The 13,473-nt window shown below is 68.2% G+C and carries 16 protein-coding genes; 8 read left to right on the forward strand and 8 right to left on the reverse strand.

Annotation, left to right across the window (positions count from 1 at the left end):
* Positions 1–24: 24 nt before the first annotated feature.
* The 8 genes from HNE04_RS20265 to HNE04_RS20300 all read left to right on the forward strand — a co-directional run bounded on the left by HNE04_RS20265 (position 25) and on the right by HNE04_RS20300 (position 5,296).
* Positions 25–789, forward strand: coding sequence for a beta-ketoacyl synthase chain length factor (locus tag HNE04_RS20265; protein WP_172223241.1), 765 nt, complete (start codon positions 25–27; stop codon positions 787–789).
* The gene (locus HNE04_RS20270) at positions 786–1,214 is read left to right on the forward strand and encodes a hotdog family protein (protein ID WP_172223244.1); all 429 of its coding nucleotides are present in this window, start codon (positions 786–788) and stop codon (positions 1,212–1,214) included. The genes HNE04_RS20265 and HNE04_RS20270 overlap by 4 nt, the downstream gene beginning before the upstream one ends.
* Entirely contained in the window at positions 1,211–1,954 is a 744-nt protein-coding gene (gene fabG / locus HNE04_RS20275) for a 3-oxoacyl-ACP reductase FabG (protein WP_172223246.1), read from the forward strand. The genes HNE04_RS20270 and fabG overlap by 4 nt, the downstream gene beginning before the upstream one ends.
* A gap of 2 nt (positions 1,955–1,956) precedes the next feature.
* A complete protein-coding gene (locus HNE04_RS20280; RefSeq protein WP_172223249.1) occupies positions 1,957–2,805 on the forward strand; it encodes a glycosyltransferase family 2 protein in 849 nt (282 codons plus the stop codon).
* The gene (locus HNE04_RS20285; RefSeq protein ID WP_172223251.1) at positions 2,798–3,538 is read left to right on the forward strand and encodes an ABC transporter ATP-binding protein; all 741 of its coding nucleotides are present in this window, start codon (positions 2,798–2,800) and stop codon (positions 3,536–3,538) included. Before HNE04_RS20280 ends, HNE04_RS20285 begins: the two co-directional genes overlap by 8 nt.
* A gap of 6 nt (positions 3,539–3,544) precedes the next feature.
* A complete protein-coding gene (locus HNE04_RS20290; protein WP_172223254.1) occupies positions 3,545–4,765 on the forward strand; it encodes an ABC transporter permease in 1,221 nt (406 codons plus the stop codon).
* Positions 4,766–4,863: 98 nt separating this feature from the next.
* Positions 4,864–5,121: a hypothetical protein gene (locus tag HNE04_RS20295; RefSeq protein WP_172223256.1), complete on the forward strand. Its 258-nt coding sequence runs from the start codon at positions 4,864–4,866 to the stop codon at positions 5,119–5,121.
* A 4-nt stretch (positions 5,122–5,125) separates the two neighbouring features.
* The gene (locus HNE04_RS20300) at positions 5,126–5,296 is read left to right on the forward strand and encodes a hypothetical protein (protein WP_172223259.1); all 171 of its coding nucleotides are present in this window, start codon (positions 5,126–5,128) and stop codon (positions 5,294–5,296) included.
* A 13-nt stretch (positions 5,297–5,309) separates the two neighbouring features.
* On the opposite strand, the gene HNE04_RS20305 is transcribed toward HNE04_RS20300, so the two are convergent.
* Genes HNE04_RS20305 through gspI form a run of 8 tightly spaced genes read right to left on the reverse strand, consistent with a single transcriptional unit; the run spans position 5,310 to position 13,434 of the window.
* Positions 5,310–6,698: a GspE/PulE family protein gene (locus tag HNE04_RS20305; protein ID WP_172223262.1), complete on the reverse strand. Its 1,389-nt coding sequence runs from the start codon at positions 6,696–6,698 to the stop codon at positions 5,310–5,312.
* Positions 6,699–6,700: 2 nt separating this feature from the next.
* Entirely contained in the window at positions 6,701–8,797 is a 2,097-nt protein-coding gene (gene gspD / locus HNE04_RS20310) for a type II secretion system secretin GspD (RefSeq protein ID WP_172223265.1), read from the reverse strand.
* Position 8,798: 1 nt separating this feature from the next.
* Entirely contained in the window at positions 8,799–9,593 is a 795-nt protein-coding gene (gene gspN, locus HNE04_RS20315; RefSeq protein WP_172223268.1) for a type II secretion system protein N, read from the reverse strand.
* Positions 9,594–9,612: 19 nt separating this feature from the next.
* Positions 9,613–10,095, reverse strand: a complete 483-nt coding sequence (gspM, locus tag HNE04_RS20320) for a type II secretion system protein GspM (RefSeq protein WP_172223270.1) — start codon at positions 10,093–10,095, stop codon at positions 9,613–9,615.
* A gap of 55 nt (positions 10,096–10,150) precedes the next feature.
* A complete protein-coding gene (gene gspL / locus HNE04_RS20325; protein ID WP_172223273.1) occupies positions 10,151–11,359 on the reverse strand; it encodes a type II secretion system protein GspL in 1,209 nt (402 codons plus the stop codon).
* 31 nt (positions 11,360–11,390) lie between these two features.
* Positions 11,391–12,374: a type II secretion system minor pseudopilin GspK gene (gene gspK, locus HNE04_RS20330; RefSeq protein WP_172223276.1), complete on the reverse strand. Its 984-nt coding sequence runs from the start codon at positions 12,372–12,374 to the stop codon at positions 11,391–11,393.
* On the reverse strand, positions 12,371–13,069 hold the full coding sequence (locus tag HNE04_RS20335; protein ID WP_172223278.1) for a PulJ/GspJ family protein: 699 nt from the start codon (positions 13,067–13,069) through the stop codon (positions 12,371–12,373). Before HNE04_RS20335 ends, gspK begins: the two co-directional genes overlap by 4 nt.
* A complete protein-coding gene (gene gspI, locus HNE04_RS20340; RefSeq protein WP_172223281.1) occupies positions 13,069–13,434 on the reverse strand; it encodes a type II secretion system minor pseudopilin GspI in 366 nt (121 codons plus the stop codon). The genes HNE04_RS20335 and gspI overlap by 1 nt, the downstream gene beginning before the upstream one ends.
* Between the last annotated feature and the right edge of the window lie 39 nt (positions 13,435–13,473).

A 13,473-nucleotide genomic window follows, 5' to 3' on the forward strand; every position in this document is an offset into this window, starting at 1 on the left:
GCCGCGGGAGTCCTGGCTCCGGGAATGACCTCGTTGGCGCAGCTGCGCGCAATTTGCCGTGGCGACGAGGCGCACACGCCGGCGCCCTTGCTGGTGCCCGCCCCGGCGATGCTGCCCACCAACGAGCGCCGCCGCGCCAGTCCGGCAGTGCGGCTGGCGCTGGCCTGCGTGGCCCAGGCGCTGCAGGACAGCCCGTTCTCCGGCGAGTCGCTGCGTTCGGTGTTCGCCACCGACGAGGGCACCGGTGAGGTGTGCCAGCAGATGCTCGACGCACTGGCCACCACACGCCAGATCTCTCCGCTGCTATTCCCGAACTCCGTGCAGAACGCGCCTTCGGGTTACTTCTCCATCGCCTGGCGCAACCGCCAGCCGGCCACCGTCGTCAGCCTGGGTCTGGAGAGTTTCGCCAGCGGCCTGCTCTGCGCGGTGACCGAGGCTGTTGCGTGCCGGGAGCCGGTGCTGCTCGTCGTCTACGATCCCGTCATGACGCCGCCGCTGAATGAACTGCTCCCCGTATCTGAAAGCACTTCGACGGCATGGGTCATCAGCAGCGGAACGCCGGGCGAAACTGTGCCGGTCCTGGGGTCCTTCAGCATGGCGCTGGAGCCGGCGGGAGCGCAAACGCCCACGGAGTTTGCAGCCTGGCTGCCTGCATCGTGGGCCGCTCACAGCAGCGCGCGAGCTCTGGCCGCGCTGGGCCTGCTGGAAGCTGGCCCGGACACGGACTTGCGGCTGCCCTTGGGCGGCCAGATGCTCACCCTGCGCCGAACAGAGGCAGCGCAAACATGATGGCAGACCGCGCGCACATCGAGCGGCTGGTGCCGCACGCCGGCGCCATGTGCCTGCTCGACGCGGTGGCCCAATGGGATGCCGCGCAGATCACCTGCACCAGCGCCGAGCCCGGCAGCTCGCATCCCCTGGCTCGCGACGGCGTCGTGCCGTCAATCGCCGCCGCTGAATACGCGGCGCAGGCCACGGCAGTGCATGGCGCGCTGCTGGATGGCGCAGGCCAACCCCGGGCCGGCTTGCTGGTCAAGCTGATGGACGTGGACCTGCACAGCGCGTGTTTCCCCTCGCGCGGCGGCGTCACGGTGAACGCCACCTTGCTCAGTCGCTCGAGCGGCGGATGTCTCTATGCCTTCGAGGTCGGCAGCGCAGCCCGGCCCATCGCCAGCGGCCGTCTGATCGTGGCTTTCGGGTCGCCGGCCGCATGACCGCGCCCACGCATCCAACCCTGCGGCGCGCGCTGGTCACCGGTGGCAGTGGCGGCATAGGCGCGGCAATCTGCCGCGCTCTCGCCAGCCAAGGCGTTCATGTCACCGTGCACGCCCACCGGGGGATCGAGAAGGCGCGCGCGCTGGCAAGCGAACTGTGCGCGGCCGGCAGCAAGGCCGAAGCGATCGCGTTCGATCTGGCGGATGCGGCGCAGGTGGAAGCCGCGGTCGAGGCCCTGCTGGAACAAGGCCCGATCCAGATCCTCGTCAACAACGCCGGCGTGCATCGCGACGCGCTCATGGCCGGCATGAGCGCGGCCGCGTGGCACGAAGTGATAGACACGAATCTGAATGGCTTTTTTCGCGTGACGCAGCCGCTCCTGCTGCCCATGGTGCGCACGCGCTGGGGGCGGATCATCAACATCAGCTCGGTAGCGGGGCAGGCGGGTAACCGCGGGCAGGGCAACTATTCGGCCGCCAAGGCCGGTTTGCACGGGGCCACGAAATCGCTGGCCCTCGAGCTGGCCGGGCGCGGCATCACCGTGAATGCCGTGGCACCCGGCGTGATCGATACCGGCATGGCCGAGGCGGCGTTTCCGCCGGAGAAAGTCAAGGCGATGGTGCCCGCGGGCCGCGCGGGCAGGCCCGAGGAGGTTGCCGCGGTCGTCGCTTTCCTGGCATCGGATGCCGCAAGCTACGTCACCGGCCAGGTCATAGGTGTCAACGGAGGGCTGTACTGACCATGCAAGCACCAGAAGAGCAATTGGCCCCGTCCTGGAATGGGGTGTGGATCGCGATCCCCGCCTACCAGGAGGCCGGCACGATACGCAAGCTGGCTCAGGAAGCGCTGGCGTATTGCCCGAATGTTATCGTCGTGAATGACGGCTCCAGCGACGGCACGGCGGCGCAGCTGGACGGCTTGGCGGTGACGCTGCTGGCCCACCCCGGTAACCTGGGCAAGGCCGCCAGCCTGCGCACCGCATTTAGGTACGCGCTCAGCCAGCATGCGCGCTGCGTGATCGCGCTCGACGGAGACGGCCAGCACGATCCGGCCGACGCGCCGGGACTGCTAGCCGCATGGCAATGCCACCCCGAGCGCATCGTGATCGGCTCGCGCCTGCACGACCGCGCGCAGTTTCCACCGGCGCGCTATCGCGCCAATCGCTTTGCCTGCTTCTGGATTTCCTGGGCGGCGGGGCATCCCATCGCCGATTCGCAATCCGGCTTTCGCGCGTATTCGCGTGACGTGATGCGCATAGCGTTGCAGGGCACGGTGTGCGGCAGCCGATTCACTTTCGAAAGCGAGATATTGATAGAGGCAGCCAGGCAAGGCCACCCGACCTTGGCGGTGGCCATCCCCGGGCGCTATCCCGTGGACGCGCGCCGCAGCCATTTCCGCCCGGTGCTCGACATCGCAAAGATCGTGGTGATGGTCGCAGGCCGCTTGCTGCGATATGGCATGGCGCCGCTGGGCCTGTGGCGCAGTCTCCAGCCCGCCAGGGTGCTGCCGGGGCGCGGCGTGCCCGCTTCCCTGGCGCCTGCCGCGCCGCAGGGCGACATCACGCGGGAGATATCTCTGCGCAATGAATGACGATAGTCTTGTCCTGTCCGCGGAGCAGCTCCAGTACCGCTACCCGGGGCAGGACGAGCCGGCGCTGTGCGGCGTCGATCTGCAGCTCGCACGCGGGCAGGCGGTAGGCCTTCTGGGCCCCAACGGTTCGGGCAAGTCCACGCTCATCAACCTGCTCGCCGGGCTGCGCAAGCCGCAGGGCGGGCGCATCCGCTATGCCGGCGCAGGCGCGCCTTCGGTCGCGTCCGTGCCGCAGGAATACGCGTTCTATCCGGAGCTCAGTTGTCGCGAGAACCTGGAGTTCTTTTGCGGCATGCTGGACCTCAATGCCGATGAGGCGGCACGCCGCGTCGAAAAAGCCATCGCGACCTGCATGCTGGAAGAATTCGCCGACCGGCGCGCCCGTCACTGCTCGGGCGGTGTGCGCCGGCGTCTCAACCTGGGCATCGCGTTGCTCCAGCAGCCCGACGTGTTGCTGCTCGACGAGCCGACCGTCGGCGTCGATCCGCAATCGCGCGCCTTTCTCCTCGATCGCGTGCGCGACATGGTGGATGCGGGCACCGCGGTGCTCTACGCGACCCACTACATGGAAGAGGTGAGCGCGGTTTGCTCGCACATCCTGCTGCTCGATCACGGCCGCGTGCTGGCCAGCGGCGACCTCGCCACGCTGTTGCGCGGCGCCGAAGGCAGCGCACCCTTCGAGCATCTGGAGGCGCTGTTCATGCACTACACCCACCGCTCGCTGCGCGACTGACCGCGCATGTCCAGACTCATGCGCCGCTTCACCCGGATCACCCAGATCGTCCGCCTCGCCGTCAAGGAGTGGCGGCTGTTACTGCGCAATCCCCATGGGCTTGCAGTCCTGTTCCTGATGCCCGCGATATTCGTGCTGGTGATGTCATTCACCTTGAAAAACACCTTGATCGTGCGGGTGGAGCTTCCGGCCACGGGTTGGGTGCTGGAAGACAGCAGCCCGGTCGCCAAGGCGTGGACCAGCGAATGGATATCGCGGCACGGCGGCCAGCGCTTTGCGTCTCGCCAGGAGCTCCTGGCGGCGCTGAAGTCGCGCCAGGTGCAGGCCGGCATCGTGGTGCGGGCTCCTCTGCTGGGCGAGGACGGACGCCCGCGCAGCGAGCAACTCGAGATGTGGCTTGGCAACCTGGTGCAGCCGGCCGCTGCGGCGCGCCTGCGCGCCGAACTGAGCTATTCCTTGCTGCAGGTGCAGATGAAAATCGCCGCCGCCGAGGCCGGGCCCTTCGCCAGCTTGCTGCTGGGAAGCGCCGCCAGCGGTGAGCTGTTGCCTGCCCAGGGCACGCTCACGGTCCGCTACCTGTATGAGATCGAGTCGGGCCGGGCCATGACGGCAGTGCAGCAAAGCGTGCCGGCCTGGCTGATCTTCGGCATGTTCTTCGTCGTCATTCCCATTGCGGGTGTGCTGATCCAGGAACGCAACGACGGCACGCTGGCGCGCCTCAGGACCTTCGGTGTGTCGCCCGGCGCCGTGCTGGGCGGAAAACTGCTGGCCTTCATGCTGCTGAACTGGGTGCAGCTGGCCTTCATGCTGTTGGTGGGTCGTTGGCTGGTGCCACTGCTGGGCGGCGACGCTTTGCGCCTGGACATCGCCCCCGCCTGGTTCGTGCTGATGGTCGTGGCGACCAGTGCCGCCGCCGTCGGATTGGCGCTTCTGATCGCAGCTTACACCCATAGCTTCGACCAGGCAGCGGCGCTGGGCGGCGGCCTGAATGTCATTCTCGGGGCCATCGCCGGTGTCATGGTGCCGCGCATGCTGATGCCACCCGGCCTGCAGACCGTGTCGCAGTGGTCGCCGATGGGATGGGCGCTGGACGGCATGCAGTCCGTGTTCCTGGGAAGCCCGGACGCCGCCTTCGTGCTGCCACGGGCCGGACTATTGCTGGGCTTTGCAGGGCTGTGTCTCTTGCTCAGCTGGTGGCCATTGCGCAGCCACGAACACGCCAGATAGAAGAGCTTCGCGGTAGGACTTCGCCTGACAGGGATTCGGGGTGTGCGCTGAACGCGCCCTGGGGTGGGGGCTTCCAAAATGCACTCAAAGGAGTGCCCATGCCCCCTCGTGATCCCAGCCCGCTCGGCGACGAAATGGCGCACACGATGCCCGAGCAGAAGTTTCCGGAGCCCAAGCCCGGCAGCGGTGGCGCGACTGCCGATGAGCCCGCGCCCGACATTTCCCATCGCCCTGCCTTGCCCGACCATCCCGAACGGATGGCGGCCGACGTGGAGGATGAGGAAGCCGATCCCGTGGTCGATACCGGGCCCGGCATTGCCGACGGCGCGCACAGCCCCAAGAAGCAACGAGGCTGAGCACATGTGTCCCGACCCCGATGTTCCGGCACCCGAGTCCGTGCCGCCGATCAACAATCCCGATCCGCAGCCGAACGACCCCAAGCCCAAGGCGCCGCCCTCCGAAGACGACAGCGGCCGCAAAGTGGTGCCGGTCGAGCTTCCCGGCATGCCACACGCGCCGGAACGGGTTTGACCGGCGCGCGGGGCTACTCGCGCGTGACCCGAACCAGTTCTTCGCGAGAGGTGATGCCCTCGCGCACCAGGCGCTCGCCGTCGTCGCGCATCAGCGTCATGCCGGCCTTGAGCGCGGCCTCGCGGATGTCGGCCTCGGCGGCGCGGTTGTGGATCTGGGCGCGGATCGCGTCGTTCGCCACCATCAGCTCGAACACACCGGTGCGGCCCTGGTAGCCGGTCTGGCCGCATTCGCCGCAGCCCGAGCCCTTGCAATGCACGCACAGCTTGCGCACCAGGCGCTGCGCCAGCACGCCCAAAAGGGACGAGCTCAGCAAGAATGGCTCGACACCCATATCGGTCAGGCGGGTTACGGCGCTGGCGGCATCGTTGGTGTGCAGCGTGGCCAGCACCAGGTGGCCGGTCAGTGAGGCCTGGATCGCGATCTGCGCGGTTTCGTAGTCGCGGATTTCGCCGATCATGATCACGTCCGGGTCCTGGCGCAGGATGGCGCGCAGGGCCTTGGCGAAGTCCAGGTCGATCTTGGCGTTGACCTGGGTCTGGCCTATTCCCGGCAACTCGTATTCGATCGGGTCTTCCACCGTCATGATGTTGCTGCTGCCGGCATCCAGGCGACTCAGCCCCGCATACAACGTGGTGGTCTTGCCCGAACCGGTCGGGCCGGTGACCAGGATGATGCCGTGCGGTTGCGCGATGAGTTCCAGAAAGCGCCGCAGCGTTTCGCCGGTCATGCCCACCGATTCCAGGCTCAGCTTGCTCTCGCTCTTGTCCAGAAGGCGCAGCACCGCCCGCTCGCCATGGGCGCTGGGCAGGGTGCTCACCCGCACGTCGACGGCGCGGGTGCCGATGCGCAAGGAGATACGGCCGTCCTGGGGCAGGCGCTTCTCCGCAATGTCCAGCTCGGCCATGATCTTCAACCGCGAGATCAGCGCCGCGTGCAACGCGCGATTGGGCTGCACCACCTCGCGCAGCGTGCCGTCGACGCGGAAGCGCACGCTGGAATGGCGCTCATAGGGCTCGATGTGGATGTCGCTGGCGCCATCGCGCGCGGCCTGCGTCAGCAGCGCATTGAGCATGCGGATGATCGGCGCGTCGTCGCTGGTCTCCAGCAGGTCTTCCACCGCCGGCAACTCCTGCATCATGCGGGAGAGGTCGGCGTCGTTCTGCACTTCGCTCACCACCGTGGCCGCGCTGGACTCGCCCTGGGCATAGGCCGCGCTGATGCGCTGGGCCAGCGCCGAGGCGTCGAGCTGCTGCAGGCTGCGCACACCGAACTTGCGTATGACTTCGGTCAGTGCGGCGGGCGCCGGCGCAGCGGCGTGCCACAGCGTGACCTGCTGGCCGTCGTCCTCCAGCAGCAACTGGTTGCCGCGCGCGAACGCGTAAGGCAGGGGGTACCGCACGACTACTGACCGAGAGGGACGGGCGGCACCGGCACGGGCACGGCCGGGGGCTCCGGCGGGCGCAACGGCGGAAGCACCGGCGCCTCGTTGACGGGAACGACCAAGCTGTTGCGCGGCTGCGCGGCTTCCTGCTTGCCACGCATCAGGTCGTAGCGGTCGAGTGAGAGGACGTCGCTCTGGACGGCGTCGCGCACCACCACGGGACGCAGGAACACCATCAGGTTGGTCTTCTTGCGGCTGCGGGTTTCGCTCTTGAACAGGTTGCCGATGATGGGCACGTCGCCGAGGATCGGCACCTTCTCCTGGTTGCCCGAGTATTCGTCCTGCAGCAGGCCGCCGAGCACGACGATGGAGCCGTCATCGACCAGGATGTTCGATTCGATCGAGCGCTTGTTGGTGATGAGGCCGGTGGCCGAATTGATCGAGGACGCCTGCACGCTGGAGACCTCCTGGAAGATCTGCAGCTTCACGGTGCCGTTCTCGCTGATCTGCGGCTTCACGCGCAGGGTCAGGCCCACGTCCTTGCGCTCGATGGTCTGGAACGGGTTGACCGATCCGTTGCTGGCGCCGGTGTTGGTGAACTGGCCGGTGACGAAAGGCACGTTCTGGCCGATCACGATCTTGGCCTCTTCGTTGTCCAGCGTCAGCAGGTTGGGCGTCGACAGGATGTTGCCGTGGCCGTTGGCTTCCAGAAAACGGGCCAGGAAATTCAGCACATAAACGCCGCCGAACTGGCGCGCGACGCCGAAGTTCAGGCCCGACGACGGCAGCGCGTTACCGCTTTCGGCCTGGGTCGCCAGCGTGATGATGTTCTGGCCGCCGATGGTGAAGTTGGTGCCCAGCACGCCGACGTTCTTGTCGCCCTTGTTGCCGAGCGGGCCTTGCCACTGGATGCCGAATTCGGCCGCCTTGTCGGCGTTGACTTCGGCAATCAGGCTTTCGACATAGACCTGGGCGCGGCGAGCGTCCAGGCGGTCGATCACGGCGCGGATCTGGCGGTACTGCGGCTCGGCAGCCGTGATGATCAGCGAGTTGGTTGCCGGATCGGCCTGGATCTGCCCGCCGGTCGAGGGCTGGGCCGAGGGCTGGGTAGGCGCCGTCGCCGGGCTGGCCCCGGCAGCGGTGGGCTGCGCGGTGGGCGGCGCCGGCTGCGCGCTGGGCGCCGCTCCGCCGGCCGCCGCGCCCGTCGTGGTTGCGGCCATCGCCGCGCGCAAGGTGATCGCCAGCTTGGCGGCTTCGGCGTTCTTCAGGTAGACGACATAGATATTGCCGGTGGGGCTTTGCGACCCTGGCTGGTCCAGTTTCTCGACCAGCGAACGAACCAGGTTCAGGCGAGCCGGGTTGGCGGCGCGCACCAGGAGCGTATTGCTGCGAACCTCGGGGATGACCGTGGTGCGAAATGAGGTGTCGGCCTGGCCCTGGCCGGCGGCTGCCGGCGCGCCGGTGGGGCCACTGGAATCGACCAGCCGCTGGACCACCGGCGCCAGGTCCGACGCCAATGCGTTGCGCAACGGAATCACCTCGACGTCGGTCGCGTTGGACACGTCCAGCGCGGCGATGATGCGGGCGATGCGCTGCAGATTGTCCGCGTAGTCGGTGATCACCAGCGAGTTGTTGCCGGGATTGACGTTGATCGTGTTGTTGGGGCTGATCAGCGGACGCAGTATGGGCACCAGGTTGCCGGCCGGCTCGTAGTTCAGCCGGAAGATCTGGGTGACGATCTGGTTGCCCGCTACCGGAGCGCCGGCGGACACCGCGCCGCCTTGCAGCTTGGCGTCGGCCTCGGGCACCAGCTTGAGCAAGCCGCCCGATTCCACCATGGTGAAACCTGACAGGCGAATCGCCGCCAGGAACTGGTTGTAGGCCACCGTCGGCGACACCGGCCGGTCGGTGCTCAGGTTGATCGTGCCCTTGACGCGCGGGTCGACCACGATGTTGCGCCCCGTGATGGCCGCCATGGTTCGGGCCACCGCCTCGATGTCGGCATTGACGAAGTTCAGGGTGACGGGCTCGCGCGATCTTTGGGCATGGGAGATGCCCGGCCCGCTTCCCGCGGCGAGCGCGCAAGCCAAGTAGCAAACCAGCAGTCGTTTCTTCATGTCAGCCTATGGTGATGATGGAACGCGCCCCACTGCGCTGCCCGATGATGTTCAAGAGGTTGGTCAGCGCCTCCTCGCGGTCGGGCGCCGCGCTGGCGGTACCCGAAAAGCGCAGGCGCGAACCGACCCACTGCCCCCGCCCGCTCAGGTTCAGGCTTCCTTCGAGAGTATCCAGTGTCAGGGTCGGCGTGTCGCCGCCAAGCAGGGTCATGCGATAGCTGCCCATGGGCCTCAAGGTAGACAGGCGCGACGACATCCGCTGCGCCGCGAGTTCGGCCCGCCCGGCAACGGACAGCCGGCCTTCGACCCATTCTACTGAAAGGCCCCGGGTCTCCAGGACCAGATTACCGTCGAGCTGCAAAGTATTCCAGGGCGTGCCCAGGCCCGCCAGCAGCGCTGCCGGCCACTGGGTCTGGCTGTCGGAAACCTGGATTTCGCTGCCGCCCCAGCGCGGCCGGATGCGCAGGACCACCGGGCGGGCGGCGCAGCATTCCGTCGCCAACTGCGCGACCAGGCCGGTCGGGGCCAGGCGCAGCGTCCAATCGACGCGCGACGGGAGGGCAATCGCATCGGTGCTTCCCGCCCCTCCGGTGAGTGACAGCTGGGCCGAGCCGCTCCATACCGTGCCTCTCGGCTCGGCCAGCAGCAAGCGGCCTCCGGTGGCGCTTTCGATCGAGCCCGTCAGCCACCGGGCGGGGGCGAACAGCACCAGGGCGGACAAAAGCCCCAGCAGGGCGCCGAGCAAAGCCCAGGTCCATGCGGCTCGCGGCCGGGGAACGGGAGTGGGGCGGGCCACGGCGGGTGCGCAGCGCCTTCTAGCGCGGCGGCAGGGTCAGCACCAGCGTGCCTTCCCACAACCCGCCCGAATTGCGGTAGATGCGCGCCTCGCCCGGCAGGGCCCGCGCACTGGTTCGCGCCTGTGTCAGCCACTGGGCCAGCGCATCGGGTGGGGTGCCCGACAGGGTGATGGTCGCCCGCTCCCCGGCGATCACCAGGCGCGCCGAGGTTCCCAGCCGCTGGCGCACCGACAGTTCCAGCAGGCGCACCGCTTCCTCATGGCCTTGTTTCGGCTGGGCCTGCAGGGCCTGGGCTTGCACCTGCAGGCTGCGCGTCCGCTGCAGCTGCGCGTCGAGCGCACGATGCTGCTCCTCGGCCGTGCGCAGCGTCGCCAGCGCCGGCCCGAGGGCGATCAGCCACACCAGCACCGCGGCGACGAGGGCTGCGGCACCGCCGGCCAGCGCCTTTTCGCGCGCCGCCAAACCTACCCAGCGGGCGCGAAGCAATGCGGTGCGGCTCATTCGGAAACCTCCGCGCTGCGCGCTGCGGTATTCGCCTTGGGAGCGGCCCGGCGGCTCATGGCAGGGTCTCCGGTGTGATGGCAAGGGTGTCGCCCTGCAGGGTCGAGGAGAAACCCTGGCTCTTGAGCGCCGCGGTCACCGCGCGCGCCTCCTCGGGGGTGCTGGCCAGGCCCTTGACCCGCAATTCACCTTGCGAGAATTCCACGCCGCTGACCGCACGGCCCGGCGGCGAAGCGGCGCTGAGCGCGCCCAGCATCGCTTCGAGGTCGCGCCCCGAGGTCGTGCCGGTGGCCTGCCGCAGTGCGGCGACTTCCTTTTCCATCTGCACCGGGGCATCGACCACCACCTTCACCTGGGGGAAAGTCTGCGTCAACGTGCGGCGAATCGCCTCACGCTTCTCCTCCAGCGCCGACCGCTCGCGCCAGGCCCAGGCGTTCAGTCCGATGAGATTGATCGCCACCAGCGCCAGCACGCCCCAGCGTGCCGGTCGCCACTGTGGCGCCGCCAGTACATCGGCCCACGCCGTGCCGAGCTTCTTGAGTGCCCGGGCCCGGCCCGAGCTGGAGAATTCGAACTGGGCCAGGTCCCAGTCGGACTGCGCGGCCTGAAGCCAGCGCTGGGGCGCCTGCTGGATCACGGGCGGGCGGTGCAGTACCTGCTCCGCCATTGCCGCCACCGCGGGCTCGGCCACGCAGCGCGTGTCCTCGGGCAACGAAGGCAGCAACCCCAGCGCCTGCGAGGACAGGGGCAGGGTCATCACCCCGTCGCTACCGACCACGACCAGTGACCCCTGTTGCGGATCGCCCAGCGCGTACAGAGCGGGCGCGCCTTCGGGCGCGAACTCGGGGACGATGCGCGCAGCGGGGCGTTCGGCTGCCTCCAGCACCTGCACCGCGCTGCGCAGCCAGGACCGGTCGCAGGCCGCCACCCACAGCGGCTCGGAAGGCTTGACCTGGGGTTGCACGGCAAAGTGCAGGGTATCCGGCTCGTCGAGCAGCTGGTCTTCCAGCAGGCCCTCCAGAACGGCGCGCAAGCGGGGGGATCCTGCCGAAGTGCCCTTGGGCAGTTCGAGCCGATGCCAGGAAAGCATCGCCGCGGGCACCACCGCCACCACCTCCGTGCCGGCCCGCGTCGGCGCGGGCAGGAGCGAGGCCTGGGCGCTGCCGTGGGCCTCTACGGTGCTGCCGTCCCTCGTGAGGGCGTACTCGAACTCGGTCGACGCACTGATCGGATGGGGAGGGAGAAAGACGAGGAGGGCGCTCATGGGATGCTGGATTGTAGGAAGATACCGCAGCTCATCGTTTGGCGGCGGCCTGGGACAGCGTCGTGGGGTCCACGATCCCGCGTTCCCGGTCCAGGACGGTCACTTTTCCGCCGGGCGCCGACCGCTGCAGGACGGACCGCTCCTCCACCACCAGCTCATCCAGCCTGAGCCGAGCGCGTATTTCGAAGAATCTCGACGCGACGCCGACGTCGAACTGCCCCTGGGCAAGGACCGGAGCGCCACCCGGCAGCAGCTTGTAGGCGTCGCTGTTGGTCTTGAAAGGGGCGCGCTCGCGTTCGGCCACCAGAACCTGGGCGTCGGCCATGCTGAGCTGGTGGGCGCTGGCATAGATCACCTCGGCACTGGCAGTGTTCAAGTTGACCGGGGTGCGGCCGGGCAATATCGTGATGTAGGGCTGCAGCGTTGCCACCGTCTGCGCCGAAAGACCCAGCCATACCAGCTGCGCCACCCGTTGCGGGCGCAGCGGGGCCATGGGGCTGGAGCGATTGCCGGCGCTGGTGTCGGACGCAAAGCGCAGGTTTTCCGCCATGCGCTCGAGCTCCGCCTGGGGCAGCCCGAGCACTTCGAACAGCCGCTCGAAACTCTCCAAGCCCTCTTTCGACAGCTTGCCATCGGCTTCCAGCAGGTTGTTCACGTTCAGGAGCGACTGCAGATCGATCACCTGGCCCGAGAGGAAGGCTTCCAGCACTTCGGGGCCGGATTCCGTCGTGGTGTTGCGATCCGCAGCCAGAAAGCTGGAGAGCCGGGCTTCCTGCAGCGGCACGGCCCAGGGCTCGCCCAGGTGATCGATGCCGTTCCTGTCCTCGCGCAGGATCAACCGCGCCCAGTCGAGCGCGCCGGTCAGTATCCAGGCCGACTGCACCCGCGCGCGTTCGGCGGTTTCGACTTCGATGCTGCGCCACTGCTGCCAAAGCGCGGCTGCCGCAAAGGTCGCCACCAGGGCGACCGTGAGCATGGCCGTGAGGAGCGCGGCGCCGCGACTGCGCTTTTTCATGGCCTGGTGCCCCCGGCCGTCGGCCGGACCCAGTCGCGCGTGAGCGTGCCGCTGATGGCCTGCCCGGGCGGCAGGATCAGCACCAGCCGCACCCCGTCGGGCAGCACCGCCGTACCTGGGGCAGCTGGGGTGCTGAGAGGATTGGGCACTGGAGGGGCTGCCGCCACATCCGCACTGGACTGCGGGTTGGTCCATGCATTCTCGCGAAAGTAGAAGATCTGCCATTCCTGCAAGGGCGTGACGGCCACTTCATTGCGCTTTTCCTCATCGCCAGGGTTGGCCGACCAGATATCCGCCTTTTGCCAGGCCTGCTCGAGCTCGCCGCGGGTCGTCACTTGCGGCGATTGCCAGCGCAACCAGGTCCCGGTGCCGTTGACCACGCGCCGGGTCCAGCCGACCACCAGGACGCCGTCGGTGACCGAAGCGGTGCCGCGCCGCGTGAGCCGCAGCACGCGGCCGTTCCAGTCCAGGGCGGTAGTCTGTGGCAATTGAATCAGCGCATCGAGGTCTGCGGCCCACTGCGCCAGTCCCACCTGTAGCGTCAGAACTTCATCGGCGCGTGCCTCGGTCTGCGCCTGCGCGCGCGTCATGCCATCCAGTCCGCGCCAGCTCATGATCGCCAGCAAGGCCATGGCGAACAACGCCACCAGCAATTCCACCAGCGTGAAGCCGCGCTGCTTGCGGGAATTCTTCATCAGATCTTCCCCACGATGGTGGAGAGGCGCAGCACCGGCGAGTCGCCGTCGAACACCTGCGCATCGACGCGCCTGAAGCTCGGATTGGGCGTGGGCAGCACGGACACCGTCACCGGAAAGCTGCGCCCGCCCTGCTCGCAGCTCAGGGTGGCGTCGCCGATGTCGGGCATCTGCTGGGACAGGCGCGCTTTCACCAATTCGTTCTCGGCGCAGATCTGGGCCAGCAGCACGCTGGACTGCCGCAGGGCATTGTTCGTGAGGGCCGTGGTCGCCTGTAATCCAGCGGCCAGCGCGATGGCCACGATGGCCAGCGCCACCAGGACCTCGATCAGCGTGAAGCCGCGCTCTAAGGATGGAGCCCCCACGCTTGCGGCCAAGGCCGCTGCGCTGCCCCCCGAGGGGGC

The sequence above is a fragment of the Caenimonas soli genome (assembly GCF_013155545.1).
Lineage (GTDB): Bacteria > Pseudomonadota > Gammaproteobacteria > Burkholderiales > Burkholderiaceae_C > Ramlibacter > Ramlibacter soli.

Bases quoted from the DNA above. Each gene is read 5' to 3' on its own strand.
- HNE04_RS20285 (WP_172223251.1), top strand. From the start codon at position 2,798: ATGAATGACGATAGTCTTGTCCTGTCCGCGGAGCAGCTCCAGTACCGC.
- gspK (WP_172223276.1), bottom strand. From the start codon at position 12,374: ATGAAAAAGCGCAGTCGCGGCGCCGCGCTCCTCACGGCCATGCTCACG.
- gspD (WP_172223265.1), bottom strand. From the start codon at position 8,797: ATGAAGAAACGACTGCTGGTTTGCTACTTGGCTTGCGCGCTCGCCGCG.
- gspL (WP_172223273.1), bottom strand. From the start codon at position 11,359: ATGAGCGCCCTCCTCGTCTTTCTCCCTCCCCATCCGATCAGTGCGTCG.
- gspM (WP_172223270.1), bottom strand. From the start codon at position 10,095: ATGAGCCGCACCGCATTGCTTCGCGCCCGCTGGGTAGGTTTGGCGGCG.
- HNE04_RS20265 (WP_172223241.1), top strand. From the start codon at position 25: ATGACCTCGTTGGCGCAGCTGCGCGCAATTTGCCGTGGCGACGAGGCG.
- HNE04_RS20270 (WP_172223244.1), top strand. From the start codon at position 786: ATGATGGCAGACCGCGCGCACATCGAGCGGCTGGTGCCGCACGCCGGC.
- HNE04_RS20290 (WP_172223254.1), top strand. From the start codon at position 3,545: ATGTCCAGACTCATGCGCCGCTTCACCCGGATCACCCAGATCGTCCGC.
- HNE04_RS20295 (WP_172223256.1), top strand. From the start codon at position 4,864: ATGCCCCCTCGTGATCCCAGCCCGCTCGGCGACGAAATGGCGCACACG.
- HNE04_RS20335 (WP_172223278.1), bottom strand. From the start codon at position 13,069: ATGAAGAATTCCCGCAAGCAGCGCGGCTTCACGCTGGTGGAATTGCTG.
- fabG (WP_172223246.1), top strand. From the start codon at position 1,211: ATGACCGCGCCCACGCATCCAACCCTGCGGCGCGCGCTGGTCACCGGT.
- HNE04_RS20280 (WP_172223249.1), top strand. From the start codon at position 1,957: ATGCAAGCACCAGAAGAGCAATTGGCCCCGTCCTGGAATGGGGTGTGG.
- HNE04_RS20300 (WP_172223259.1), top strand. From the start codon at position 5,126: ATGTGTCCCGACCCCGATGTTCCGGCACCCGAGTCCGTGCCGCCGATC.